Below are 24996 nucleotides of genomic sequence, written 5' to 3' on the forward strand. Positions count from 1 at the left end.
CTCCGTTGTCGTCAGGACCGCTTCTTCGGCTTCGAAGGAACGTCCTGCAGGCAAGCCAAGGCGTCGCGTAGCCCTTTGTGCGTGGCGGCTGAAACTGCGTGGGGTCCATTCCGGTTGTCGAGCGCTGGGGAGCGCGTGGGAGTGGGAGACGCAGTCTTGATGGTCACCCTGGTGGCCTTCAGCCCGATGGAACGGGCCGCGTCGAGCAGCTGGGCTTCGGCAAGCCGCAACTTGGCATGCCAGACCGGGGACTCGACGAGAAAAACGAGGTGTTCCCCGTCCACATTGGCCAGCCGGCAACGGCTGCGCAGAGGTGGCGGCAACTGGGGGCGCAACTGACGGTCCAGCGCGTCGAGCCACAGGGCACGCCGCAGCGGGTTCCCGCTTTTGTCCGCCATTACCGCATCCAGCGCCGGTTTCGGTGCCGACGCGGGGCGAACGCTGGATTTCGGCTCAGACATGAAAACTCACTGATGGCATTCAAAAAGATCGTAATCAAAACGCGTGAAGGACAGGCCAAATCGTCGCCGATCACGCGTTTGCGGTTCTATTTCGAGGACCGCCCCCGCGCCCTGCTGGGCAGCGTGCTCGGGGTAGGCTGCATTATCGGCCTTGCTGGCGGCATTGGCGCCAGCGCGCTGAATGATTCCCGGCTGCAGGCCAAGGTCGAGCGCCAGGATGCGGAGCTGGCCAAGGTAAAGCGCGATGCGCAGACCCAGGTCAATGCGCTGGCGGCTCGCCTCGGCGAGCTGCAGGCCCAGGCGACCCGCCTCAACGCCCTCGGCGAACGGCTGACCCAGATGGGCAAGCTGGAGGACGGCGAGTTCGACTTCAACGAGACCCCCGGCCTCGGTGACGGTGACGCAGGCGGCCCGACCAGCGACATCCCGGTCAAGGACGTCAACGCCGACTTACAGGTGCTGGAGCAGCGCTTCGCTGCTTCAGGCCGCCAGCTGTCGGTGATGGAATCGCTGATGTTCGACCACCAGCTGCAGCAGAACGCCGTGCCGTCGCGCATGCCGATCCGCAACAGCTACGTGACCTCCGGCTTCGGCACCCGTGCCGACCCGTTCGGCCGCGGCGCCGCCACCCACAAGGGCATGGACTTCCACGCAAAGGTCGGTGACCCGGTGATGGCCGTGGCCGAGGGCGTGGTCAGCTTCGCCGGCGTGAAGGGCGGCTACGGAAATGTCGTCGATGTCGACCATGGCAATGGCTATGTCACCCGCTACGCGCACAATTCGCGCCTGGTGGTGAAGGCCGGCGACCTGGTCCGTGCCGGCCAGGAAGTGGCCAAGGCCGGTTCCACCGGCCGTTCGACCGGTGCCCACGTGCACTTCGAGGTGTGGGAGAACGGCAACGTGGTCAACCCGCGCAAGTTCCTCGGCGACGGCGGCAACACGCCGGTCGGCCGCGTCAGCCGCGGCTGATGCGCGGGTCGGATCCCTTCCGCGCTGCGGAAGGGCTCTGACCCGATGTGGTTGATCTGGTAGTGCCGGCCGCTGGCCGGCAACCTCATGGATTTCGGCAGCATCGCGGATTGCCGGCCAGCGGCCGGCACTACCGGGAATGTTCGGATGCCATTGCCGCCAAAGGGTTGAAACCCCTTGCGGCCGTCCCAAGCTACAATGGGTGTTGCCATCGACAGGGCGCCAGGCGCCCTGTTTCGTTTGCGGCGGACGGATCCCCAGGGGGAGGCCGGGCGTCGTGTCCATCCAACCCGGTTCCTTCAATGATCAACAGCCTGCTTACCCGCGTATTTGGCAGTCGTAACGAACGACAGCTGCGCCAGCTCAACCGCATCGTCGCCAAGATCAATGCGCTGGAGCCGGAGATCGAGAAGCTGTCCGACGAGCAGCTTCAGGCCAAGACGCCGGAGTTCAAGCAGCGCATCGCTGGCGGTGAAGCCCTGGACAAGGTGCTGCCGGAAGCGTTCGCGGTCTGCCGCGAAGCCGGTCGCCGCGTGCTGGGCATGCGCCACTACGACGTGCAGCTGATCGGCGGCATGGTGCTTCACCTGGGCAAGATCGCAGAAATGCGCACCGGTGAAGGCAAGACCCTGGTGGCGACCCTGCCGGTGTACCTCAACGCGCTGGAAGGCAAGGGCGTGCACGTGGTCACCGTGAACGACTACCTGGCCCGCCGCGACGCCGCGCAGATGGGCAAGCTGTACAACTGGCTGGGCCTGAGCGTGGGCGTGGTGTACCCGGGCATGCCGCACAGCGACAAGCGCGAAGCCTACGCCGCGGACATCACCTACGGCACCAACAACGAATTCGGTTTCGACTACCTGCGCGACAACATGGCGCTGTCCAAGGCCGACCGCTACCAGCGCGGCCTGCACTACGCCATCGTCGACGAAGTCGACTCCATCCTGATCGACGAAGCGCGCACCCCGCTGATCATCTCCGGTCCGGCCGATGATTCCCCAGAGCTGTACATCCGCGTCAACCGTGTCGTGCCGCACCTGGTCAAGCAGGAAGCGGAAGACGGCGAAGGCGATTTCTGGGTCGACGAGAAGGGCAAGCAGGTGCACCTGTCCGAAGCGGGCATGGAGCACGCCGAGCAGCTGCTGGTCGAGGCCGGCATCCTCGATGGCGAGACCGAAGGCCTGTACGCGGCGCAGAACCTGACCGTGGTGCACCACCTCAACGCCGCCCTGCGCGCGCACGCGATCTACCAGCGTGACGTGGACTACATCGTGCGCGATGGCGAAGTGGTCATCGTCGACGAATTCACCGGCCGTACCCTGGCCGGCCGCCGCTGGTCCGATGGCCTGCACCAGGCGGTGGAAGCGAAGGAAGGCGTGCCGGTGCAGCGCGAGAACCAGACGCTGGCGAGCATCACCTTCCAGAACCTGTTCCGCATGTACAAGAAGCTGTCCGGCATGACCGGTACGGCCGATACCGAAGCGTTCGAGTTCCAGAGCATCTATGGCCTGGAAGTGGTGGTGATCCCGACCAACCGCCCGACCATCCGCAAGGACAGCCCGGACCAGGTGTTCCTCAACCGCAAGGGCAAGTTCAATGCGGTGCTGGCCGACATCGAAGAGTGCGCCAAGCGCGGCCAGCCGGTGCTGGTGGGTACCACCTCGATCGAAACCTCGGAAATGCTGTCCGAGCACCTGAGCAAGGCCGGCGTGAAGCACGAAGTGCTCAACGCCAAGCAGCATGACCGCGAAGCGACCATCGTCGCCAACGCGGGCCGCCCGGCGGCGGTGACCATCGCCACCAACATGGCCGGTCGTGGTACCGACATCGTGCTGGGCGGCTCGCTGGAAGCCGAGATCCACGCTCTGGGCGAGGACGCAACCGACGAGCAGAAGGCGGCGGTCAAGGCCGAATGGCAGAAGCGCCACGATGCAGTGAAGGCCGCTGGCGGCCTGCATATCGTCGGCACCGAGCGCCACGAGTCGCGTCGTATCGACAACCAGCTGCGCGGCCGTTCGGGCCGCCAGGGTGACCCGGGTTCGTCCCGTTTCTACCTGTCGCTGGAAGACAACCTGATGCGCATCTTCGCCTCCGACTGGGTGCAGAAGGCCATGCGCATGATGGGCATGAAGGAAGACGACGTCATCGAGGACCGCCTGGTCAGCCGCCAGATCGAAAAGGCGCAGCGCAAGGTCGAGGCCCACAACTTCGACATCCGCAAGAACCTGCTGGACTTCGACGACGTCAACAACGATCAGCGCAAGGTGATCTACGCCCAGCGCGACGAGCTGCTGGACGCCGAATCGGTGAAGGACAACGTCGACGGCATCCGTGACGACGTGATCTTCGACATCGTTGCGCGCTTCGTGCCGCCGAACTCGATCGACGAGCAGTGGGACCTGCGTGGCCTGGAAGCGACCCTGGAGTCGGACTTCGGCCTGCAGATGTCGCTGACCGACCTGGTCAAGCAGCATGAGGAACTGGACGCCGAGGCCATCGCCAGCAAGGTCCAGGAGCGCGTCAACCAGCACTTCGCCGAGAAGGAAGCCAGCCTGGGCGAAGAGACCATGCGCGCGCTGGAGAAGCACGTGATGCTGACCGTGCTGGACCAGAGCTGGAAGGAGCACCTGGCGCGCATGGATTACCTGCGCCAGGGCATCTACCTGCGTGGTTACGCGCAGAAGCAGCCCAAGCAGGAATACAAGAAGGAAGCCTTCGAGCTGTTCTCGGACATGCTGGAGAACGTCAAGCGCGAAGTGGTGACCCTGCTGGCCCGCGTGCGTATCCGCAGCGACGAGGAAGTGCAGGCCCTGGAGGCCGCCGAGCGGCAGCAGGCGCAGGCTCGCCTGAGCCAGTCGCAGTTCCAGCACCAGGATGCGGGCGGCTACAGTGCCGACGAGGAAGCTGCGCAGGTGCAGGCTGCGCAGCAGGGCGTCGCGCAGATGCAGCGCGACGAGCCGAAGATCGGCCGCAACGATCCGTGCCCGTGCGGCAGTGGCAAGAAGTACAAGCACTGCCACGGCCAGCTGAGCTGATCCCGAAGAGCCCCGCGAAAGCGGGGCTTTTCGTTTGTTGCGGGGGAGTTGCACCGGATCCGTGATTGCGCCGGCCGCACTGTTCTGGGCATGCTTCCCCCATGCCTTCCCCCACCCGATCGATCCACGTCGTGGCCGCCGTCATCACCGACGCCCGTGGCCGCGTGCTGCTCAACCGCCGTACCGAGAACCGCGACATGGCCGGCCTGTGGGAGTTCCCCGGCGGCAAGCGCGAATCCGGCGAGACCTCCGAACAGGCGCTGGCGCGTGAACTGCGCGAAGAGCTGGGCATCGAGGCCGATGTCGGGCCCTGGCTGATGGACGTGCCGCAGCGCTATCCGGACAAGCACCTGACCCTGGAAGTGCGCCATGTGCGCAGCTGGAAGGGCACCCCGCGCGGCCGCGAAGGCCAGGCGATCACCTGGGTGGCGCAGGACAAGCTGGGCCGCTATTCGATGCCGCCGGCCGACCTGCCGGTGGTGGCCGCACTGCGCCAACCGGACCGCTACCTGATCACGCCGGCGCCGGCTGACGATGCCAGCGGCGTGCAGCACTGGCATGACTGCCTGCAGCGCGCGGTCGCGGCGGGCCAGCAGCGCATCCAGCTGCGCCTGCCACCGGAACACCCGCAACGGCAGGCAATGATCGAACAGGCCGTGCGCGCGCATCGTCGCGGCGTGCAATGGCTGGTCAACCGCGATGTCGCGCTGGCACGCGCACTGGGCGTGGGTGTGCACCTGGGCAGCGAGCAGCTGCAGGACCTGCAGGAACGGCCCTTGCCGGAAGGGCAGCTTGTCGCCGCGTCCTGCCACGACCTGGAGCAGCTGCAGGCGGCGCAGCGGCTGGGCTGCGACTTCGTGGTGCTCGGCCCGGTGCAGGCCACGGCCAGCCACCCCGGGGCAGTGCCGCTGGGCTGGGAGGCCTTCGCCGCGCTGCGCGCGCAGGTGTCGCTGCCGATCTACGCGTTGGGTGGGATGGTCGCCGGCCATATCGCCGAAGCCCGTCGCCACGGTGGGCAGGGTATCGCTGCGATTGGCGGGTTGTGGCCGGCGTGAGCCGGCATGCGGGGCCCGATCCCTGCGCAGCGGGGCTCTGACCCCATCGCGGCAATCCGGGGTCGGAGCCCTTTCCGCTGGAAAGGGATCCGACCCGTCCGGTCACAACGTGATCCAGAAACACCCGTATTGACGCCGCAACCCCAGCACCGTCGAAGCGCGCGACACGCTGCCGGGCAGGGTCTGTTCCAGGCGCAGGCCGACCGGATGCCGCACGGCCGACGGCTCCGGGTCGGATACCTGCGCCGCAGGGCTCTGATCCTCATCCTGCGATTGCGGCAGCGCCTGCGAGGGATACACCGGTACCACGTCTACCAGCGGCCGCCGCGCCAGCGATTCCAGTTGACCGAGGATGCGCTGCGCACCGGCATCGGAGACCGCGCCCCACAGGTACAGCGACGACAACCGGTTCACATCGTTGCTGAGGATGCCGATGCGCAGCGCGTCCACCAGCTCGCTAAGGCGCCGTGGGCAGCGCGCCCCCAGGGTGTCTCGCCGCAGGGTGCTGCCGGTGGGCGCGGGCGGTGGCAATCGTGATCGGGCGCCGACGCTGTCGCAGGGCCGGTCGGTATACACGCTCTGGCCCTGCGCATCGGTGCAGCGGTTCAAGCGCGTGGACTGCGCATGGACAACGCTCGATGCCGAGCACAATGACAGCAGCAACAGCAGGAAGGAAAGCCGGTTCATCGACGCAGGGTAGCGCCGATCGCGGTGGCATGGCGTGCTTTCAGCCGTGCAGCAGCTTCAGCACCGACGTGGTCGGCTTGGCCAGGTTCAGGGTGTAGAAGTGCAGGCCCGGCGCGCCGCCCTCGACCAGGCGCTGGCACAGCCTGGCGACCACTTCGGTACCGAACGCCCGCACCGATTCGGCGTCATCGCCATAGGCCTGCATCTTGCGGCTGATCCAGCGCGGGATCTCCGCACCGCACTGCTCGGAGAAACGGCGCAGCTGGCTGAAGTTGGCGATCGGCATGATGCCAGGCGTGATCGGTACCTGTACGCCGAGCCGGCGCACGGCATCGACGAAGTGGAAGTACGCATCCGGGTTGTAGAAATACTGGGTGATCGCCGCGTCGGCGCCGGCATCGATCTTGGCCTTGAAGTGCTTCAGGTCGGCCAATGCATCGGAGGCCTGTGGGTGGGTCTCCGGGTAGGCACCTACCTCGATGCGGAACGCATCGCCGTGTTCGGCGCGGATGAACTCGATCAGCTCGGCGGCATAGCGCATGTCGCCGGGGAAGCCCATGCCGGAGGGCAGGTCGCCGCGCAGCGCGACCAGGCGATGGCAGCCGATGGCGCGGTACAGCTTGAGCAGTTCGCGGATTTCCTGGCGGGTGCCGCCGACACACGACAGATGCGGTGCGGCCTCGAAGCCATGGTGCTGGTTGAGATGGCGCACGGTCTCGGAGGTATAGCTCAGCGTCGAGCCACCAGCGCCGAAGGTACAGGACACGTACTCGGGGCCGTAGTCCTTCAGCTTGGCTGCGGCGCGATCCAGCTGGCTGCGCTGTTCGTCGGTCTTGGGCGGATAGAACTCGAAGCTGATGGCAGTCATGGCACGGGCGGCGGCGGCGGGTGCGGATCAGTATATCGCTTCATCAAGATGGATGTGCGCGAATATGTGGAAGCGTGGCCGCTGCCGGGCGCTCGCGCGGGACAGGCTGCTACAGCTCAGCGCTGACCGGGCTGGTGATGAAGCCCCACAGCAGGCGCGCCATCACCGCCGGCGAGCGTGCCTGTGCACGGGCGTACGCCCACAGTGCGTCCAGGCGCGGGCGGTCGTACAAGTGCCCGGCCAGCAGCACGGCGTGGATGCGGCGCGTGTTGCCGGTGTCCAGCAGCGGATCGCCATCGAGCAACACCAGGTCGGCGGCCCGGCCGACCTCGACGCTGCCATGCGATGCCTGCAGCTGCAGATGACGCGCGGCCTGCAGCGTGGCCGCACGCAGCACGTCGGCCTGGCTCAGCCCCGCCTGCCGCAGCCACTGCAGTTCGTCGTGGTAACGCAGTCCACCCAGTCCGGTATCGGTGCCGACCAGTACGGTCACGCCAGCCCGATGGGCGGCGCCGGTGAGCGCCAGGCCATGGGTGAAGTAGGCCTTCAGCGCCTGTTCGCCGCGCGCGCCGGGATAGCGCGCCACGGTGGCCTTCAGATCGTCGCGCCATGCCCAGCGCGAGAGCGGATCCAGGTAGGCCAGGCGCGGGTCGTCGACGAACGCCGGATCGCGCGCGCGTGCATCCTCTTCGCGGGTGACATGGGTCGGTACGAACGCCGCACCGCTGGCCTGCATCAGGTCGAACGCCTGGGCGCAGAGGGCGGGCTGGTAGTCACCCACCATGGCTTCGGCGAGCGCGGTCGGGTTCCCGTCATCGAGCGAGCCTTCGCGCCAGGCGGCGGCACTGTCCACGCAATGGCGCACGAACAGATGGCCGTGCTCGAAGCTGCGCTGGCCCGCGTGCAATGCGGCTTCCAGCGGGACCGCCCTGGGCAGGTGTCCGACCAGGGGCAGATGCAGCTGCCGCGCTTCGCTGGCCAGCCGCTGGTAGGTCTCGGCGCGAAGGCGGTTGTAGACCTTGAACGCATCGACGCCGCGTGCGCGGTACGCGTGTGCACGTTCGCCCGCTGCATCCGGCGTCAGCGCCGGGTCTTCAAAATAGAAGCTGGCGATCTGTACGAAGCGCGGTGCAACCTGCTGCCCGGCAATGGCCTGTGCGGTCCAGCGGCGCTTGTCGGCCACGCAGGCGATCAGCGGATCGGTGGCCTGTGGGCAGTCCATCATGTCGCGGGTACCGGTGATGCCGTTGGCCAGCATCAACGGAAACTGCAGTTGCGGTGACAGCTGCAGTGCATGGGTGTGCATGTCCCAGAAACCGGGCAGCAGCCAGCGTCCGCCCGCATCGAGAACCGGCAACGTGGTCTCCGGCGGGTCTTCACCGATGGCGGTGATGGTGCCGTTGCGCACGGTCACCGTGGTGGGTTCGCTGGCCTGGCCGCGGGCGATGTCCACCACGCGTGCGTTGACGATCACGTGACTGTTGCCGGGGTGGGGCAGCGGTGGTGCAGACAGCGGCCAGAGCAGGGCGGCGGTGAACAACAGGGGGGGGACCAGCAGGAGCACGGCCAGCACGCGCGGCCAGCGGCGACGACGGGCGGAGCGGGGTAGTGCATCCATGAACCGGCAATCCTTGCATGGGGTCGCCTGCAGGGTGCGCCAACACGGGTGCCGATGCCAGTGACCATCGGCATCCCGCCCTCCATGCCGCGTGGGCAGGTACCCTGTGCAGCAGATTCCCTGATCACGCCGCGCCATGTCCATCGTTCTCACCGATTTCGCCCGTCCCCGCCTGTTCCCGCGCGTACCGCGTGGCAACACGATCCAGGACTGCACTGCCGAACAGTTCGAAGCGCACCTCAACGCGCACGCGCCGATGAAGGTACTGGACGGCTATGCGCCGTTCTGCAAACTGTTCGTCTACGAGAACTGGACCAGCACGCGCTGCCTGACCGTGCCGATCACCGAGGCCAACCGCCATCTGCTGCGCAGTGGTTACGAGGCACGCAATCGCGACGAACTGCCGGTGCTGGTGCGCTGGTTCGAGGGCGTGGAGTCGCCGCGTGCGAACTATCTGGTGGTGATCCTGTACAGCGCCGAGCAGCTGGCGAAGGAAGGCTCGCCGATCGAGGCCGACTGGGGCATCGTCGGCTGTATCTATACCGCCGAGCCGGAAGAGGTGCCGATGGCGCCGATCACGATGATGCGCAATGCGCTGGGCGTGGAAGAGGGCGGTTCCGGCGTGCCGTTGGACCGCGAGGCCTACCGGCGTTCTGTCGAGTTCTGGGAGAGCAACGCGAACTGGCGGCCGTGAGCGATATTGGTCGTCCACGCATCGCGTGAGTGTACGGACCGCAGTAGAGCCACGCCATGCTTGGCTGCCTGGCCTTCAGGCAGTTTTCCATTCCCACCACGGGTAGTGGTACTCGCGGTCGATGGCCTGCCAATGCTGGCCGCAGTGCATGCAGGCAACGTTGTGGCAATCGCCCCAACCATCCTCGGCCTCCTGCAACGCGAGCAGCTGCATCTGCCCTTGTTCGATCAGGCGGCGCGGATCGAAGAACGGGTAGCCGGAATTGAGCGCGCACAGGCAGCCTGCGTGCGCCTGCCAGTGACGCAGCCGTTTCAGGGCCGCCTCCAGATGCGCCTGGTTGCTGATCAGCATGCCGCCGAGGGTGATGCCGTGGCAGCTGCGTTCAATCAGGTCCACATGCGCGGCCAATGCGTCCAGCGACGGTGCACTGAACAGTCGTGCGACGATGCGGGCGGCGTCGGTGATGCGCGTCGCGTCGCGCGACAGCAGGTCCTGCAGCAGCACATCGGCCTGCGCGTCTTCCAGCCTGGGCGGCGGTGCTGCAGACCACGGCCAGCGCATCAGCGTGCCTTGCCGACGGCAGCGTAGTGGCCGGCGGTCAGGCGCAGCAGGTCGGCCGGCGCCAGTTCCACTTCCAGGCCACGGCGGCCGGCGCTGACGTGCAGCGTGGGCAACACCTGCGCGCTGGCATCCAGGAACGTGCGCAGGCGCTTCTTCTGCCCCAGCGGGCTGATGCCGCCGACCAGGTAGCCGGTCGCACGCTGCGCGGCGTCGGCGGCGGCCATCTCGCACTTCTTGCAGCCGGCCGCTTCGGCCAGCGCCTTCAGGTCCAGGTGGCCGGCCACCGGCACGATCGCCACCAGCAGTTCATGTGCTTCAGTGCTGGCCAGCAGGGTCTTGAAGACCTGGGCCGGGTCGAGGCCGAGCTTGTCGACGGCTTCGCCGCCATACGATTCGGCGTGGGCGTCGTGCACATAGCTGCGCACGGTGTGGGCGATCTTCTCGCGCTTGAGCAGGTTGATGGCCGGGGTCATGGACGCATCCTAGCGCGGGGCTGGGGCGTTGCCTTGACCGAGACTCGCGCGTCAACGCAGAACGGGCGCCCGAAGGCGCCCGTCCCGGCTGCGATCGGCTGCATCCAGCATCAGCGCGACATCGACTGCTGCGTCTGCATCTGTTCCTGGGTCTGCCGCTGCGACAGTTCGTTGTCCAGGGCCTGGCTCTGCCGCGTGCTGTCCTGCAGATTGTGGTTCACCGCCTGCGACAGGTCCACGTAGGTGCGATGCATGGCGGGATCGCCGAGCTGGCCCTGCACCGCGAACACGCCCTGGTTGTCCGGCCGCGCCAGCACGGTATCGACCTGGCTCATGCCGGCCAACTTTGACTCGTAAGCCACCTGGCCTGCGGCGTTCTCGAGCTGGCTGCGGTCATTGAACAGCGGCGACAGGCCGCCCTGGCGCCGCTGTTCTTCCAGTGCTTCCAGCTTTTCCACGACCTGCTGGTAACGCGGGTTGTCGGCGTGGCCCGGGGTGGCCATGGTCGGTTCGGCAGCCGGTGCGCGCTGCTGCGTGGCCGCATCCAGTGCGGCCAGGGTAGTGCCGCCAGCCTTGCCGTCTACGGTGAGGTGGTGATCCCGCTGGAACTGCTTGACCGCTTCCAGGGTGCCGGGGCCGAAATCGCCATCGGCCACCAGCGGCTTGCCGTCCTTGCCCAGATAGCCCAGGTCGGACAGCTTCTGCTGCATGGCCTGCACCTCATCGCCCTTGCTGCCGTTGACCAGCACGCCGTTGCCCGCAGGCGTGCCCGGTGACCCGTGCGAGGGAGCATGGGTTGGGGTGATGCCGATCTGGACCATGGCCCGGTCGAAGCGCTCATCGCGGCTGGCTACGGCGGCCTGCGACTGGATGCCGTATTTGGTGGCATCGACGAAGTTCTGCACGTCGCCGCGCGTCGGCGGTTTGCCGGCCTGGACCGTGCCGCCCTGCAGCTTTTCCGCATTGCCGGCCAGATAGCTGATGAACTGCGGGCCCATGCTGCCGAACTGGTTGTCATAGTCGGCCATGGCCAACTGCAACTCCGGGTTGGCGGCGATGGCATCGGCCGCGGCCGGATTGGTTGCACGCACCTTGGCGATGGCCTGATCGACACGCTCGATGGCGCTGTCCAGCTTGGCGTTGGTGAGCTCGTCCATCCTGGCCTGCGGAATGGCCTGCAACTTGGCGTCGAGCGCCGCCAGCTGCTGGGTGCTCAATCCGCCCTGCTGGGACAACAGTGCGATGTCACCATCGGTGAAGCCGTTGTCGCGCAGGAAGCGCCTGGCCTGCGGATTGCCGCCGACATCGAACTGCACCAGCCCGAACGAATAGGTGCTTGCGCCCTTCTGTGCGTATGAGAAGTGGTCCAGGTGGCGGGTGTCGCCGCCCAGCTCGGTGTTGAGGAACAGCGTGGACAGCTGTTCGCGCGTAAGGGTGGAATCCGTTGCCATGGTCATCGTCCTTCAATGAGAGAAAAGCGCCGGGCGTGCCCGGCGATTGTCAGCCGGCGCAGTGCTGCTGGGTGAAGCCGAGCAGCTGGCGGATAGCCTGGGTGCCGTAAGCAGCCGGCGCCGGTTCGAGGGCGAACTGGCCAACCATCTGGTTGCTGCACAGCTGTACGGTGCGCCTGCCGGCGGAGGTTTCCTGGGTGCAGTTGGCTGCGAGCAGGGCGTTGGCGCCGCCGCCCATGTTCGTGGCGGCCGTGCAGCCCAGCAGGCGGCCTTCCTGGCCGTTCTCACCCAGCAGCGTGTTGAAGTTAGCCAGCTGGCTGTTGGGATCGCGCAGCACCAGCAGGTCCACGCACTGCTGCTGGCCGTCAGGGGCTTCGCATGCATCCTGATCGACCAGGCCGTCACGCGTAGCGGACAGCACCTTGAGGCGATCGGCGTACACCTGACGCAGGCACTGTGCATCGGTGCACAGGTCGCGGGTGTGCTCCTGCCAGCGCTGCTGTTCGGCGTGCAGCTTGCTCTGCCCTGCTGCATCGAGCGTGGCCTGTGCGGCAGTGACCGCCTTGCCCATGTCCGCATCCAGGCCGGTCAGGGTCGGGTCCTTGCAGACCAGGGTCTGTGCCGGCGACGCTGCATCGGCGCAACCAGCGCTCGTGTCGGCAACCGTGGCGGGCGCGTCGGCGGCCTTGCCTGCGGGGCTGGCCTGTCCGCTGGCCGCAGCCGGAGCCGTAGCGCCGGCGTCGCCGGCAGGTGGGGTGCAGGCGGCCAGCAGGGCCACCCAGCACAGGGTCATCAGGGGCTTCATGGCCCGGTTCAGTCGTTCACGGTTGCGCGGCATGTCCTGTCCTTTGGTGTCTGCGTCCCGGCGCATGGCCTGCCGTTGGCAGCCCACGCGGGCGTAAAGCCTAGCAAGCAGCTTCTTAGTGCTCCGTGACAGGGTGCGCGGATCAGTTGCCGGGTGCCGCAACGCAGAACGGGCGCCCGAAGGCGCCCGTCCTGTCTGCATCCGTTGCCGGGGTCAGAGCCCTTTCATGCGGAAAGGGATCCGACCCCGCGTACGCCGGTAGTGCCGGCCGCTGGCCGGCACCCCACAGGCATCAGTAGCGGTAGTGGTCCGGCTTGAACGGGCCTTCCACCGGCACGCCGATGTAGTCGGCCTGTTCCTGGCTCAGGGTGGTCAGCTTCACGCCGATCTTCTCAAGGTGCAGGCGGGCCACTTCTTCGTCCAGCTTCTTCGGCAGCAGGTAGACCTTCTTCTCGTAGCTGTCCTTGTTCGCCCACAGGTCGATCTGTGCCAGGGTCTGGTTGGCGAAGCTGTTGGACATCACGAAGCTCGGGTGGCCGGTGGCGCAGCCCAGGTTCACCAGGCGGCCTTCGGCCAGCAGGAAGATCGCGTTGCCGTTCGGGAAGATGTACTTGTCCACCTGCGGCTTGATGTTGACGTGCTTGATGCCCGGGTAGGACACCAGTGCGTCGACCTGGATCTCGTTGTCGAAGTGGCCGATGTTGCAGACGATGGCCTGGTCCTTCATCGCGCTCAGGTGCTCGATGCGGATGATGTCGCGGTTGCCGGTGGTGGTGACGTACAGGTCGGCACGGCCCAGGGTCGATTCGATGGTGTTGACTTCATAGCCTTCCATCGCCGCCTGCAGGGCGCAGATCGGGTCGATCTCGGTGACGATCACGCGCGCGCCGTAGGCACGCAGCGAGGCCGCGCAGCCCTTGCCGACGTCGCCGTAGCCGCAGACCACGGCCACCTTGCCGGCCAGCATCACGTCCATCGCGCGCTTCAGGCCGTCGGCCAGCGACTCGCGGCAGCCGTACAGGTTGTCGAACTTGCTCTTGGTGACCGAGTCGTTGACGTTGATCGCCGGGATCAGCAGGGTGCCGGCCTGGGCCAGCTGGTACAGGCGGTGCACGCCGGTGGTGGTCTCTTCGGAGACGCCCTTCCAGTCCTTGACCACGCGGCCCCAGTAACCCGGGCGCTCCTTGGCCACGCGTTTGAGCAGGTTCTTGATGACCTGTTCTTCGTGCGAGGCGGACGCGGTGTTGACCCAGTCGCTGCCGTTTTCCAGCTCGTAGCCCTTGTGGATCAGCAGGGTCACGTCACCGCCGTCGTCGACCACCAGTTCCGGGCCGGTGAGGGTGCCGTCGGCCAGGGTGAAGGTCAGCGCGTCCAGGGTGCAGTCCCAGTACTCTTCCAGGGTCTCGCCCTTCCAGGCGAACACCGGGGTGCCGGTGGCGGCGATGGCGGCAGCCGCGTGGTCCTGGGTCGAGAAGATGTTGCACGAGGCCCAGCGCACATCGGCGCCGATGTCCTTCAGGGTCTCGATCAGCACTGCGGTCTGGATGGTCATGTGCAGCGAGCCGGTCACGCGCACGCCCTTCAGCGGCAGCTCGGCCTGGTACTTGCGGCGGATCGACATCAGGCCCGGCATTTCGTGCTCGGCGATGTCCAGTTCCTTGCGGCCCCAGTCGGCCAGCGTGATATCGCGGATCTTGTAATCACCTTCGGTGGAGAAGGTCTTGGCAACAGCGTTCATTCGTGTGCTCCGGTTGTGGGCGAGCGGATGCTCGCATCTAGCCGGGCGCCGTTGTTACAAAGCCACCTTACCGAGCCTGGCCGGGCCTCGTGGGATCCGGTCGCAGCGCCCCTCGGCAGGGGAGAACCCCCATTATATCGCGGCCCCAGCGTGACATCGGCATGACCCAACCATCGGCAGATGGGGCCACGTGCACGGCCTGTTAAGGTCGGAGTTTTCACGCATCACACAGGTGGAACGATGAGCATGCACGCGCGCCGCACACGGCGCTGGACCGGTCTGGTCCTGTCGATGGGGCTGCTGGCGGTGGCCCCGCTGGCCTGGGCGGCCGCCTCGCAGCCAGCTCCGGCGCAGGCGCAGGGCGTCAATGGCTACGAACTGCCATCGGCCGCACTGCAGGCAGTGGTCGACGCCCCGCGCGCGCCGTCGCTGTTCCTGTCGCCGCGCCGCGACGTGGCCGCGATGATGCAGATGCCGTCGCTGCCGTCGATCCAGGTGGTGGCGCAGCCGGAACTGAAGCTGGCCGGCCTGCGCATCAACCCGCGCACGTTCTCCGACAGCCGCTTCAGCTTCGGTGAGAAGCTGTGGCTGATGAACGTGGCCGATGGCAAGGAGCGGCAGATCAGTGGCCTGCCGGCCACGCTGTCGATCGCCAGTGTGATGTGGTCGCCGGACCAGAAGTGGCTGGCCTTCAACCAGGTCGACGCCGCCAGCGGCGCCAATGAACTGTGGCTGGTGGATGTGGCCGGTGGCAGCGCCCGCCGCCTGGTTGCCGGCTTGAACACGGTGATCGGCAGCGGCTACCAGTGGCTGCCGGACAGCCGCGGGCTGGTGGTGTTCACCCGCCCGGCCAACCTGGGGCCGGCCCCGGCCGCCGACGGCGTCCCGACCGGCCCTGCCGTGCAGCAGACCAGCCAGGGTGGCGGCGTGGTGTCGATCCGTACCTACCAGGACCTGCTGAAGAACGAAGCCGACGCCCGCCAGTTCGATTACTACGCGACTACCCAGCCGATGGAAGTCGGCCTGGATGGCAGTACCCGCGCGATCGGTGCGGCCGGCATCTTCATGGGCTTCTCGGTGTCGCCTGACGGCCGCTTCGTGCTGCGCCAGCCGGTGCAGCGTCCGTACTCCTACGTGGTGCCGGTAAGCAGTTTTCCGCGCCGCATTGAAGTGATCGAGCGTGCCACCGGCAAGCTGGTGCATACCGTGGCGGTGCGCCCGCTGGTGGAAGGCCTGCCGACCGGCAACGATGCCGAAGTGACCGGCGTGCGCGACATCAGCTGGCGCGGTGATGCCGATGCCACCCTGGTCTGGGCCGAAGCGCAGGACGGTGGTGATCCGAACCGGGAAGCCAAGGTGCGCGATGCGGTGCTGATGCAGGCTGCGCCGTTCGACAAGCCGCCGGTGACCCTGGCCCAGCTTGGCAGCCGCCTGAGCGGCATCAACTGGGGCCGTGGCGACCTGGCCCTGCTGACCGAGTCGTGGTGGAAGACCCGCAGGACCAGGACCTGGCTGATCGCCCCGGACAACGCCGGTGCCGAGCCGCGCCTGCTGTGGGATCGTGACGCGCAGGACCGTTATGCCGATCCGGGGCGGCCGCTGCTGGCCAGCGATGAACGTGGTCGCTCGCTGCTGCAGACCAGCCCGGAAGGCAGCAGCCTGTACCTGGCCGGTGCCGGCGCTTCGCCGGAAGGCGACCGCCCGTTCGTGGACCGCTTCGACATCGCCACGGGCAAGGCGACGCGCCTGTTCCATTCGCAGGCGCCGAGCTATTCGCTGCCGGTGGCATTGCTGGACAACCAGGGCAATTCGCTGCTGCTGAGCCGCGAGAGCCCGGACGAACCGGCCAATTTCTACGTGCAGTCGCTGGCCGATGCCGGTGCCGCACCGCGCGCGCTGACCCGTTTCGCCCATCCGCTGCCGCAGCTGAAGGGCGTGCAGAAGGAGCAGATCCGTTACCAGCGCAAGGATGGCGTCGACCTGACCGCGACACTGCTGCTGCCGCCGGGCTACGATCCCAAGCGCGACGGCCCGCGCCCGCTGCTGATGTGGGCCTACCCGGGCGAGTTCAAGAGCGCGGCCGCGGCCAGCCAGGTGACCGATTCGCCGTACCGCTTCAATGCGGTCAGCTACTGGGGCCCGCAGGCGTTCCTGGCCAAGGGGTACGTAGTGCTGGCCAGCCCGTCGATGCCGATCATCGGCGAGGGTGACAAGGAGCCGAACGACACCTACATCGAACAGCTGGTGGCCAATGCGCAGGCGGCGGTGGATGAAGTGGTGCGCCGAGGCGTGACCGATCGCGATCACATCGCCATCGGTGGCCACTCCTATGGTGCGTTCATGACGGCCAACCTGCTGGCACACACCCGCCTGTTCAAGGCCGGCATCGCGCGCAGCGGTGCCTACAACCGCACGCTTACTCCGTTCGGTTTCCAGGCCGAGGAGCGCAACTACTGGCAGGCGCAGGACGTCTACCAGAAGATGGCGCCGTTCAATTACGCCGACAGGATCAAGGATCCGATCCTGTTCATCCACGGCGTGGACGACAACAACTCCGGCACGTTCCCGATCCAGAGCGAGCGCATGTTCGCCGCGGTGAAGGGCCTGGGTGGCACCGCGCGGCTGGTGATGCTGCCCAACGAATCGCATGCCTACCGGGCACGCGAATCGATCATGACCATGCTGGCCGAAAGCGAGCGCTGGCTGGAGCAGACCATCGGCCCGGCCGAGCAGGGCAAGGCGAAGAAGAAGCGCTGATACCTGCATGAGGGCGGCCGCTGCAACAGCGGCCGCCTGTGCGGCTGCGCCGCCGCCCGAGCGTGGGCTCGGGCGCTACACGGTGTCACGCGCCACGACGCTTGTAGAGCCGAGCCCATGCTCGGCTGCGTCCGCCAGGGATGCGTGCAGATGAAACCATTTTTGCATCGCAGCACGCTGCCCGTTCTGGTTTAGGCTTGGGGTCTGGATCCGTTGACCGAGGCCTGTGCGTCGCCGATGAACGAGTACCGCAGCAGCATCGAGTTTGCTTCCCCCGATCTTCCGCTTCGCGATGACGTGCGCCGACTCGGCGCACTGGTCGGTGACCTGCTGGTCGAGCAGGTATCGGCGGCCTTCCTCGACGAGGTCGAGGACGTGCGCACCCGCGCCATCGCCCGTCGCGAGAACCAGGCGCCGCTGTCGGAGCTGGCCGAAGGGCTGGCCGGGCGCACGCCGCAGCAGGCCGAGACCATGGTGCGGGCGTTCAGCACCTACTTCCAGGTGGTCAACATCGCCGAGCGCGTGCATCGCATCCGCCGCCGCCGTGACTACCAGCGTGCCGGTACCGCAGGGGCGCAGCCCGACGGCCTGCAGGATGCGCTGCAGCACCTGAAGGCGCAGGGCGTGGGCCTGGACGAGCTGGCGCAGTGGCTGCCGCGCATCGACATCGAACCGGTGTTTACCGCGCACCCGACCGAAGCGGTGCGCCGCGCGCTGCTGGAGAAAGAGCAGCTGATGGTGGCCAGCCTGGTCGACAACCTCGACGGCCAGCGCACGCCGGGGGAAGCGGCCGCCGATGCTGCGCGCTTCCGCATGGCGCTGACCGCGTCGTGGCAGACCACCGATTCCTCGCCGGTGCGGCCCACCGTCGATGACGAGCGCGAGCACGTCGGCTTCTATCTGGTGCAGGTGCTGTACCGCGTGATTCCCGTGCTGTACGAATCGCTGCAGCAGGCGCTGCGCGATACCTATGGTGAAGAGCTGCCACTGCCGCGCCTGCTGCGCTTCGGTACGTGGGTGGGCGGGGACATGGACGGCAACCCGAACGTGGATGCCCACACCATCCGCACTACGCTGGATGCGCAGCGGCAGGCGGTACTGGCGCGCTATCAGAAGGAACTGCTGCAGCTGGCCAGCCTGCTCAGCCAGTCCACCGAGCGGGTGGGCGTGAGCGATGCGCTGCAGGCGCGCGTGGCGCACTACCAGCAGCTGCTGCCGCAGGTACAGTCGCGCCCGCGCCATGCCGACATGCCCTACCGCCTGCTCAACGATCGCATGCGCGCGCGCCTGCAGGCCACGCTGGAAGACGGCGAGGGCGCTTACGCCGGCCCGGATGAACTGATCGACGACCTGCAGCTGATCCTCGACAGTTTGCGCGCCAATCGCGGCGAACACGCTGGCGGCTTCGCCGTGCAGCGGCTGTTGTGGCGGGTGAAGACGTTCGGCTTCCATCTGGCGCGGTTGGACGTGCGTCAGGAATCGAGCGTGCATGCGCGCGCGCTGGCGGCGGTGCTGGGCGGCGACCCGGCGTGGGAGGGCCTGGATGCCTTGGGCCGCGCGCGCCTGCTGGCACCGCATGCCAGTGGCGAGGTGCCGTTGCCGAAAGGCGACGACGAAGGCAACCGGCGGCTGGACGCCGTGTTCGCTGCATTGGCCGATGCCCGTGCGCGGCATGGCGGCGATGCACTGGGCAGTTACATCATTTCGATGGCGCACGACCGCAGCGACGTGCTGGCGGTGCTGGCGCTGGCGCGGCGTGGTGGCCTGGTCGATGCCGATGGCGGCGTGCCGCTCGATATCACGCCGCTGTTTGAAACTGTGGACGACCTAAAGCGCGGCACCGCCACGCTGCGCGACCTGCTGGAGGATCCGGTGTACCGCGCGCACCTGCGTGCACGCGATGATGTTCAGATGGTGATGCTGGGCTATTCGGACAGCAGCAAGGATGGTGGCATTGCTGCTTCGCGTTGGGGCCTTCAGCGCGCGCAGGTGGAACTGCTGGAGGTGGCGGCCGAGGCCGGCATCCGCCTGACCTTCTTCCATGGCCGGGGCGGCTCGATCAGCCGTGGTGGTGGCAAGACCACCCACGCCGTGGATGCGTCGCCACGCGGCAGCATCGATGGCCGCCTGCGGGTGACCGAGCAGGGCGAGGTGATCCATCGCAAGTACGGCATCCGCGCGCTGGCCCTGCGCTCGCTGGAGCAGGCTACCGGTGCAGTGCTGCGCGCCAGCCTGCGCCCGCGTGCCGCCGAACCGCGCGAGGATGCGTGGCGGCCGGTGATGGATGCGGTGGCTGCGGCTAGCAGCGAGGTGTATCGCGGGTTCGTTGGCCAGGCCGGTTTCATGGATTATTTCCGTACCGCCACGCCGATCGACGTGATCGAGCGGATGACGCTGGGTTCGCGGCCGTCGCGCCGGCTCGGCCAGGACGCAGCGCTGGGCAACCTGCGTGCGATTCCCTGGGTGTTCGCCTGGAGCCAGGCGCGTGCGGTGATTCCCGGCTGGTACGGCGTGGGCAGTGGCCTGCAGGCCGCGGTCGATGCCGGCCACGAACAGACCCTGCGCGATATGGCGCGGGACTGGCCGTTCTTCCGTACCTTCCTGGATGACATCGCGATGGTGCTGTCCAAGGGCGATATCACCATCGCCGAGCAGTTCTCGCTGTTGTCGGGTGAACTGCACGGGCGCTTCTTCCCGCAGGTGCAGCGCGAACTGGAGCTCACCCGGCGCTGGCTGCTGGCGTTGATGGACCAGAAGACGCTGCTGGACCACGACGCGCGGCTGGCGCTGTCGATCCGCCTGCGCAATCCCTACGTCGATCCGATCAGCGTGCTGCAGGTGGAACTGCTGCAGCGCTGGCGGGCCAGCGGGCGCGAGGATGACGATCTGCTGCGCGCGCTGGTGGCGTGTGTGAACGGCGTTTCGCAGGGTGTGCAGAACACCGGTTGATCCGCATCCACCGGGCATGGCCCGGCGAATTCGAAAGGGTAGTGCCGGCCGCTGGCCGGCAACCTCATGATGTTTGGCAGCACGCGCGAGGTTGCCGGCCAGCGGCCGGCACTACCTCATTCCTCCGGCGACGGCGGGTTCGACGCCAGCAGTTCCAGGTGGCGCTGCTCCATTTCCTGGCGCAACTGGCGGCGGATCTGTGCTGCGGCCTGGCGGCGCTTTTCGTCGGACGTTGCCGGCTGCAAGGGCGGGACAGGCGTCGGCCGGCCTTCTTCATCCACTGCGACCATCGTGAAGAAGCAGCTGTTGGCGTGGCGCACGCTGCGCTTGAGGATGTCCTCGGCCACCACCTTGATGCCGATCTCCATCGATGAGGTGCCGGTGTAGTTCACCGAGGCCAGGAAGGTGACCAGCTCGCCCACCGCGATGGGCTGGCGGAACATCACCTGGTCCACCGACAGGGTGACCACGTAGCTGCCGGCATAGCGGCTGGCGCAGGCGTAGGCCACCTGGTCAAGCAGGCGCAGGATGGCTCCACCATGGACCTTGCCGGAGAAATTGGCCATTTCCGGCGACATCAGCACGGTCATGGACAGCTGGTGGGTTTTCAGTTCGGTCGACATGCGGCGATTGTATCGGCAACCGGTAGTGCCGGCCGCTGGCCGGCAACCACGCGGTTGTTTCCGGAGGCCATGAAAAAGCCGGCCAGCGGCCGGCTCTACCAGAAGCAGAAGGGCCGCTTGCGCGGCCCTTCGTGTTGCTTACTTCAGCTTCGCGTCGGCGCGCAGGGCGGCGGCGCGGTCGGTCTTCTCCCAGGAGAAGGCCGTGGCGTTGACGGTCTCGCCTTCGCCGTTGAGGTAGCTGAACTCCTTCGGCTTGCGGCCGAAGTGGCCATAGGCCGCGGTCTGCTGGTACATCGGGTGGATCAGGTCCAGCATCTTGATGATGCCGTACGGGCGCAGGTCGAAGTGCTTGCGGATCAGCTTCTCGATCTTGTCGTCGCTGATCTTGCCGGTGCCGAAGGTGGTGACCGAGATCGAGGTCGGCTCAGCCACGCCGATGGCGTAGGAGACCTGCACTTCGCAACGGTCGGCCAGGCCGGCGGCAACCACGTTCTTGGCGACGTAGCGGGCCGCGTAGGCGGCCGAGCGGTCGACCTTGGACGGGTCCTTGCCGGAGAACGCGCCACCACCGTGACGGGCCCAGCCGCCGTAGGTGTCGACGATGATCTTGCGGCCGGTCAGGCCGCAGTCGCCCACCGGGCCGCCGATCTCGAACTTGCCGGTCGGGTTGATGTGGAACTTGGTGCCCTTGTGCAGCCACTTGGCCGGCAGCACCGGCTTGATGATCTCTTCGCGGACGGCCTCGATGAGGTCCTTCTGCTTGATGCCCGGGGCGTGCTGGGTCGACAGGACCACGGCGTCGATGGCCGAGACCACGCCGTTTTCATAGCGCAGGGTGACCTGGCTCTTGGCGTCCGGGCGCAGCCACGACAGCGGCGAGTTCTTCTTCTTGCGGATCTTGGCCTGCTGCTCGACCAGGCGGTGCGACAGGTGGATCGCGGCCGGCATGTAGCTGTCGGTCTCGTTGGTGGCATAGCCGAACATCAGGCCCTGGTCGCCAGCGCCCATTTCTTCCGGCTTCTTGCGGTCCACGCCCTGGGCGATGTGCGGCGACTGCTTGCCGATCAGGTTCAGCACGCCGCAGGTGGCGCCGTCGAAGCCGACGTCGGAGCTGTCGTAGCCGATGTCCGTGATGACCTTGCGGGTCAGCGCTTCCAGGTCGATCCAGGCGCTGGTGGTGATTTCACCGGCCACGATGGCAACGCCGGTCTTGACCATGGTCTCGCAGGCCACGCGGGCGCGCTGGTCCTGGGTCAGGATCGCGTCCAGCACCGCATCGGAGATCTGGTCGGCAACCTTGTCCGGATGGCCTTCGGAGACCGACTCGGAGGTGAAGAGATAGCTGGACATCAGGCGTAATATCCCTTGATTCGGATGGAAAGATGGGCGCGCATGATACACGGGGTGCGCCGCCTGTGCATTGTGAACCGGTACCGGTTGCCGGTGGTTAAGCCCGCGTAGGCCCGGCAGGGGCCGTCACGACGGGATTGGGGGCCAGCCTCGAGGCCCAGTGTTCCACCAGCGTGACAACAACAGACGGGGCTGCCCAACCCCCGACCGCGCAGGCCGCGACCCGGCCGTCAAGGGGGCCGGCCGTCATCGTTCTGCCCCGAAACCGCCATCTGGCTGCCGCCTGCCGGGTGCAGGCTGTCGGCCAATCCGGCCGCCGGGCATCAGTGGATCCGCCATGCAGGAACTCGAACAGCGTCTCCAGCAACGTTTCCCCGATTGGTTCCATGGCCGTCGCGGCCAATTGGCGCGGCCGTTGCTGCGCAGCGTCGGCCGCTGGTCGCGCCTGGACCAGATCGAAGCCTTCCTGCAGCGCAGCTCAGGCCTGCGCGGCTTCGGTTTCGTCGCCGCCGGCCTGGAGTTCATCGGCGGCCAGTACCAGGTGGATCCGGCCGCGCTGGCGAAGATTCCGGCCACCGGCCGCCTGCTGATCGTCGCCAACCACCCTTCCGGGGCTCTGGACGCATTGGCCTTGCTGGACGCGGTCGGCCGTATCCGCCGCGATGTGCGGATCGTGGCCAACGACCTGCTGGGGGCGATCGCGCCGCTGCAGGATCTGCTGTTGCCGGTGCGTATCCTGGGCGGCAAGGCGCAGCGCGGCAGCCTGCATGCGGTGGAGCAGGCGTTGGCCGCCGAGCAGTGCGTGATCGTGTTCCCGGCTGGCGAGGTCTCGCGCCTGTCGCTGCGCGGCATCCGCGATGGCCGCTGGCAGCGGGGATTTGTCCGCTTTGCCCGCGCCGCCGGTGCGCCGGTGCTGCCGGTGCGGGTGGAAGCGCGCAACTCGGCACTGTTCTATGGCGCCTCGACCCTGTTCAAGCCGGCCGGTACCGCGCTGCTGGCGCGCGAGATGTTCACCCGTCGTGGCCGCCCACTGCGGTTGAGCATCGGCGAGCCGATGCGGCTGGGCGACGGCGGCGATCCGGGTGCCCAACTGCTGGCGGTACGCCGCGCACTCTATGCGCTGGGCCGCAATGGCGCGGCCGGCAATGCCGCTGCCTGCGCAGGCCCTGAGCCGCTGGCCGCCCCGCTGCCACCTTCGCAGGTCGCCGCTGGCATCGCAGCCGCCACCCAGCTGGGCCAGACCGCCGACGGCAAGCAGATCCTGCTGGCCACCTGCACTGCCGATTCGCCACTGCTGCTGGAACTGGGTCGCCTGCGCGAACTGACCTTCCGCCAGGTGGGTGAGGGCACCGGCCGCAGCCGTGACCTCGACAACTACGACCCGCAGTACGAGCACATCGTGATCTGGGACGCCGCCGCGCAGCGCATCGCTGGCGCGTACCGGATCATGCGTGGTGCCCACGCGTTGGCCCGGCACGGCCTGTCCGGCCTCTACAGTGCGTCGTTGTTCCGCTATTCCGACGACGCCATCAGCCACATCGCCGAAGGCCTGGAACTGGGCCGCAGCTTCGTGGTGCCCGACTACTGGGGCAGCCGCAGCCTGGATTACCTGTGGCAGGGCATCGGTGCCTACCTGCAGTGCCGGCCGGGGATCCGCTACCTGTTCGGCGCGGTGTCGATCAGTGCGGCGCTGCCGCGCGATGCGCGCGAGCAGCTGGTGGCGTACTACCAGCGCTATTACAGCGGCACCGCCGGCATGGCCGAATCGAACCGGCCGTTCCAGTACTTTGCCGCACCGCCCAGTTTCGGTGAGCTGGATGCAGGCGCCGCGTTCGACGTGCTCAAGGCCAACCTGGCTGCACTCGGTACCGGCGTACCCACGCTGTATCGCCAGTACACCGATCTGTGCGAACCGGGCGGCGCGCGCTTCCTCGCCTTCGGGGTGGATCCGGACTTCAGCGATTCGATCGACGGCCTGATCGAGGTGGACCTGTGTGCGATCCGGCCGAACAAGCGCAAACGTTACCTGCGCGACGCGGGGACGCCGGCATGAGCACGCTGGCGAACCTGTCGCCGCACCGGCGCGCAGTGTTCGTCTCCGACGTGCACCTGGGATCACGTCACTGCCATGCCACCGAGCTGGCGCGCTTTCTCTCGCAACTGCGCTGTGAACGGCTGTACCTGGTCGGCGACATCATCGACCTGTGGTGGATGGCGCACCGCCGTGCCAACTGGCGGCAGTCGCACAGCGAGGTCATCCAGGCGCTGCACGCATTGCGTCGCGCTGGCACCGAGATCATCTACATCCCCGGCAACCACGATGCATCGCTGCGCCAGGTGTGCGGGCTGATGCTGCCGGCGATGCAGGTGCGCCGCCGCGCCATCCACGTGACCGCCGATGGCCGCCGGCTGCTGGTCGCGCACGGCGACGACTACGACGGCGTGACCCACTTCGGCGGCCTGCAGGAAAAGTTCGGTGACTGGCTGTATTACCGCATCCTCACCGGCAACCAGGCATTGAACGCGGTGCGCCGCCAGCTTGGCATGCGCTACTGGTCGCTATCGGAGTTCCTGAAGAAGCGCAGTGGTGCGGCTGAACGCTACATCGAGCGCTTCGTGCAGGCCGGCCTGGACGACGTGCGCCGGCGCGGCCTGGACGGCATCGTCTGCGGGCATATCCACCGCGCCGCGCTGGTCGAACGCGATGGCCTGGTCTATGCCAACGATGGGGATTGGGTGGAAAGCCTGACCGCGCTGGTCGAAGACCACGACGGCGCGCTGCGCCTGCTGGACCACAACGGCCAGACGCTGGTGGAGCTGCCGGGCGCGCGGTTGTCGCAGGCGGCATAGCCCGCGTGTGTCCCCTTGTAGAGCCGAGCCCATGCTCGGCTGCTCTTCATTG

19 protein-coding genes and 1 riboswitch are annotated in these 24996 nt (G+C 67.3%); of the genes, 8 read left to right on the forward strand and 11 right to left on the reverse strand.

Features of this window, described 5'->3' with window-relative positions:
* Positions 1 to 11: 11 nt before the first annotated feature.
* Entirely contained in the window at positions 12 to 461 is a 450-nt protein-coding gene (locus tag PEM_RS01645; protein WP_049413132.1) for a DUF721 domain-containing protein, read from the reverse strand.
* Between the two features lie 12 nt (positions 462 to 473).
* Here PEM_RS01645 and PEM_RS01650 point away from each other — a divergent pair, with 12 nt between their 5' ends.
* The 3 genes from PEM_RS01650 to PEM_RS01660 all read left to right on the forward strand — a co-directional run bounded on the left by PEM_RS01650 (position 474) and on the right by PEM_RS01660 (position 5520).
* Positions 474 to 1430, forward strand: coding sequence for a M23 family metallopeptidase (locus PEM_RS01650; protein ID WP_053498833.1), 957 nt, complete (start codon positions 474 to 476; stop codon positions 1428 to 1430).
* A gap of 302 nt (positions 1431 to 1732) precedes the next feature.
* Entirely contained in the window at positions 1733 to 4465 is a 2733-nt protein-coding gene (gene secA, locus PEM_RS01655; RefSeq protein ID WP_005415301.1) for a preprotein translocase subunit SecA, read from the forward strand.
* 101 nt (positions 4466 to 4566) lie between these two features.
* Positions 4567 to 5520 (forward strand): Nudix family hydrolase, encoded by a 954-nt coding sequence (locus PEM_RS01660; RefSeq protein WP_065178756.1) that lies wholly within the window; start codon positions 4567 to 4569, stop codon positions 5518 to 5520.
* A 102-nt stretch (positions 5521 to 5622) separates the two neighbouring features.
* On the opposite strand, the gene PEM_RS01665 is transcribed toward PEM_RS01660, so the two are convergent.
* The 3 genes from PEM_RS01665 to PEM_RS01675 form a co-directional block, all read right to left on the reverse strand.
* Entirely contained in the window at positions 5623 to 6207 is a 585-nt protein-coding gene (locus tag PEM_RS01665) for a DUF4124 domain-containing protein (protein ID WP_053498830.1), read from the reverse strand.
* Between the two features lie 40 nt (positions 6208 to 6247).
* Positions 6248 to 7075 (reverse strand): methylenetetrahydrofolate reductase [NAD(P)H], encoded by an 828-nt coding sequence (metF, locus tag PEM_RS01670; protein ID WP_005415304.1) that lies wholly within the window; start codon positions 7073 to 7075, stop codon positions 6248 to 6250.
* Between the two features lie 109 nt (positions 7076 to 7184).
* Positions 7185 to 8693, reverse strand: coding sequence for an amidohydrolase family protein (locus PEM_RS01675; protein WP_005415305.1), 1509 nt, complete (start codon positions 8691 to 8693; stop codon positions 7185 to 7187).
* Between the two features lie 136 nt (positions 8694 to 8829).
* Between PEM_RS01675 and PEM_RS01680 the strand changes: the two genes are divergently transcribed.
* Positions 8830 to 9387 (forward strand): DUF3228 family protein, encoded by a 558-nt coding sequence (locus PEM_RS01680; RefSeq protein ID WP_053498826.1) that lies wholly within the window; start codon positions 8830 to 8832, stop codon positions 9385 to 9387.
* Positions 9388 to 9462: 75 nt separating this feature from the next.
* Here the strand turns inward: PEM_RS01680 and PEM_RS01685 are convergent, their stop codons facing one another.
* From PEM_RS01685 to ahcY, 5 genes are all read right to left on the reverse strand, one after another.
* A complete protein-coding gene (locus tag PEM_RS01685; protein WP_111128373.1) occupies positions 9463 to 9948 on the reverse strand; it encodes a hypothetical protein in 486 nt (161 codons plus the stop codon).
* The gene (gene ybaK, locus PEM_RS01690; RefSeq protein ID WP_111128372.1) at positions 9948 to 10421 is read right to left on the reverse strand and encodes a Cys-tRNA(Pro) deacylase; all 474 of its coding nucleotides are present in this window, start codon (positions 10419 to 10421) and stop codon (positions 9948 to 9950) included. The genes PEM_RS01685 and ybaK overlap by 1 nt, the downstream gene beginning before the upstream one ends.
* Positions 10422 to 10531: 110 nt before the next feature.
* Positions 10532 to 11872, reverse strand: coding sequence for a peptidoglycan-binding domain-containing protein (locus PEM_RS01695; RefSeq protein ID WP_240431582.1), 1341 nt, complete (start codon positions 11870 to 11872; stop codon positions 10532 to 10534).
* Positions 11873 to 11921: 49 nt separating this feature from the next.
* Positions 11922 to 12710 carry a hypothetical protein gene (locus PEM_RS01700; RefSeq protein ID WP_005415310.1) on the reverse strand — a complete coding sequence of 263 codons (789 nt, stop codon included), beginning with the start codon at positions 12708 to 12710 and terminating at the stop codon, positions 11922 to 11924.
* Between the two features lie 259 nt (positions 12711 to 12969).
* Positions 12970 to 14415, reverse strand: coding sequence for an adenosylhomocysteinase (gene ahcY / locus PEM_RS01705; RefSeq protein ID WP_033834449.1), 1446 nt, complete (start codon positions 14413 to 14415; stop codon positions 12970 to 12972).
* Between the two features lie 36 nt (positions 14416 to 14451).
* Positions 14452 to 14535: riboswitch (S-adenosyl-L-homocysteine riboswitch) on the reverse strand.
* Between the two features lie 120 nt (positions 14536 to 14655).
* Between ahcY and PEM_RS01710 the strand changes: the two genes are divergently transcribed.
* Positions 14656 to 17172: a prolyl oligopeptidase family serine peptidase gene (locus PEM_RS01710; RefSeq protein ID WP_032953936.1), complete on the forward strand. Its 2517-nt coding sequence runs from the start codon at positions 14656 to 14658 to the stop codon at positions 17170 to 17172.
* A 237-nt stretch (positions 17173 to 17409) separates the two neighbouring features.
* Positions 17410 to 20121, forward strand: a complete 2712-nt coding sequence (gene ppc, locus PEM_RS01715) for a phosphoenolpyruvate carboxylase (RefSeq protein ID WP_111128368.1) — start codon at positions 17410 to 17412, stop codon at positions 20119 to 20121.
* Positions 20122 to 20237: 116 nt separating this feature from the next.
* Here ppc and PEM_RS01720 read toward each other — a convergent pair whose 3' ends face one another.
* Together PEM_RS01720 and metK are read right to left on the reverse strand one after the other, a co-directional pair.
* Positions 20238 to 20744 (reverse strand): acyl-CoA thioesterase, encoded by a 507-nt coding sequence (locus PEM_RS01720; RefSeq protein ID WP_005415314.1) that lies wholly within the window; start codon positions 20742 to 20744, stop codon positions 20238 to 20240.
* Between the two features lie 138 nt (positions 20745 to 20882).
* Complete coding sequence (gene metK, locus PEM_RS01725; RefSeq protein ID WP_005408103.1) at positions 20883 to 22094, reverse strand: methionine adenosyltransferase; 1212 nt, start codon at positions 22092 to 22094, stop codon at positions 20883 to 20885.
* Positions 22095 to 22431: 337 nt separating this feature from the next.
* Here metK and PEM_RS01730 point away from each other — a divergent pair, with 337 nt between their 5' ends.
* Both PEM_RS01730 and PEM_RS01735 read left to right on the forward strand, forming a co-directional pair.
* Complete coding sequence (locus PEM_RS01730; protein ID WP_111128367.1) at positions 22432 to 24147, forward strand: lysophospholipid acyltransferase family protein; 1716 nt, start codon at positions 22432 to 22434, stop codon at positions 24145 to 24147.
* Positions 24144 to 24944, forward strand: coding sequence for a UDP-2,3-diacylglucosamine diphosphatase (locus PEM_RS01735; RefSeq protein ID WP_005415316.1), 801 nt, complete (start codon positions 24144 to 24146; stop codon positions 24942 to 24944). The genes PEM_RS01730 and PEM_RS01735 overlap by 4 nt, the downstream gene beginning before the upstream one ends.
* The last annotated feature ends 52 nt before the right edge of the window (positions 24945 to 24996 follow it).

The organism is Stenotrophomonas sp. Pemsol (assembly GCF_003586545.1).
Classification (GTDB): Bacteria; Pseudomonadota; Gammaproteobacteria; order Xanthomonadales; family Xanthomonadaceae; genus Stenotrophomonas; species Stenotrophomonas sepilia.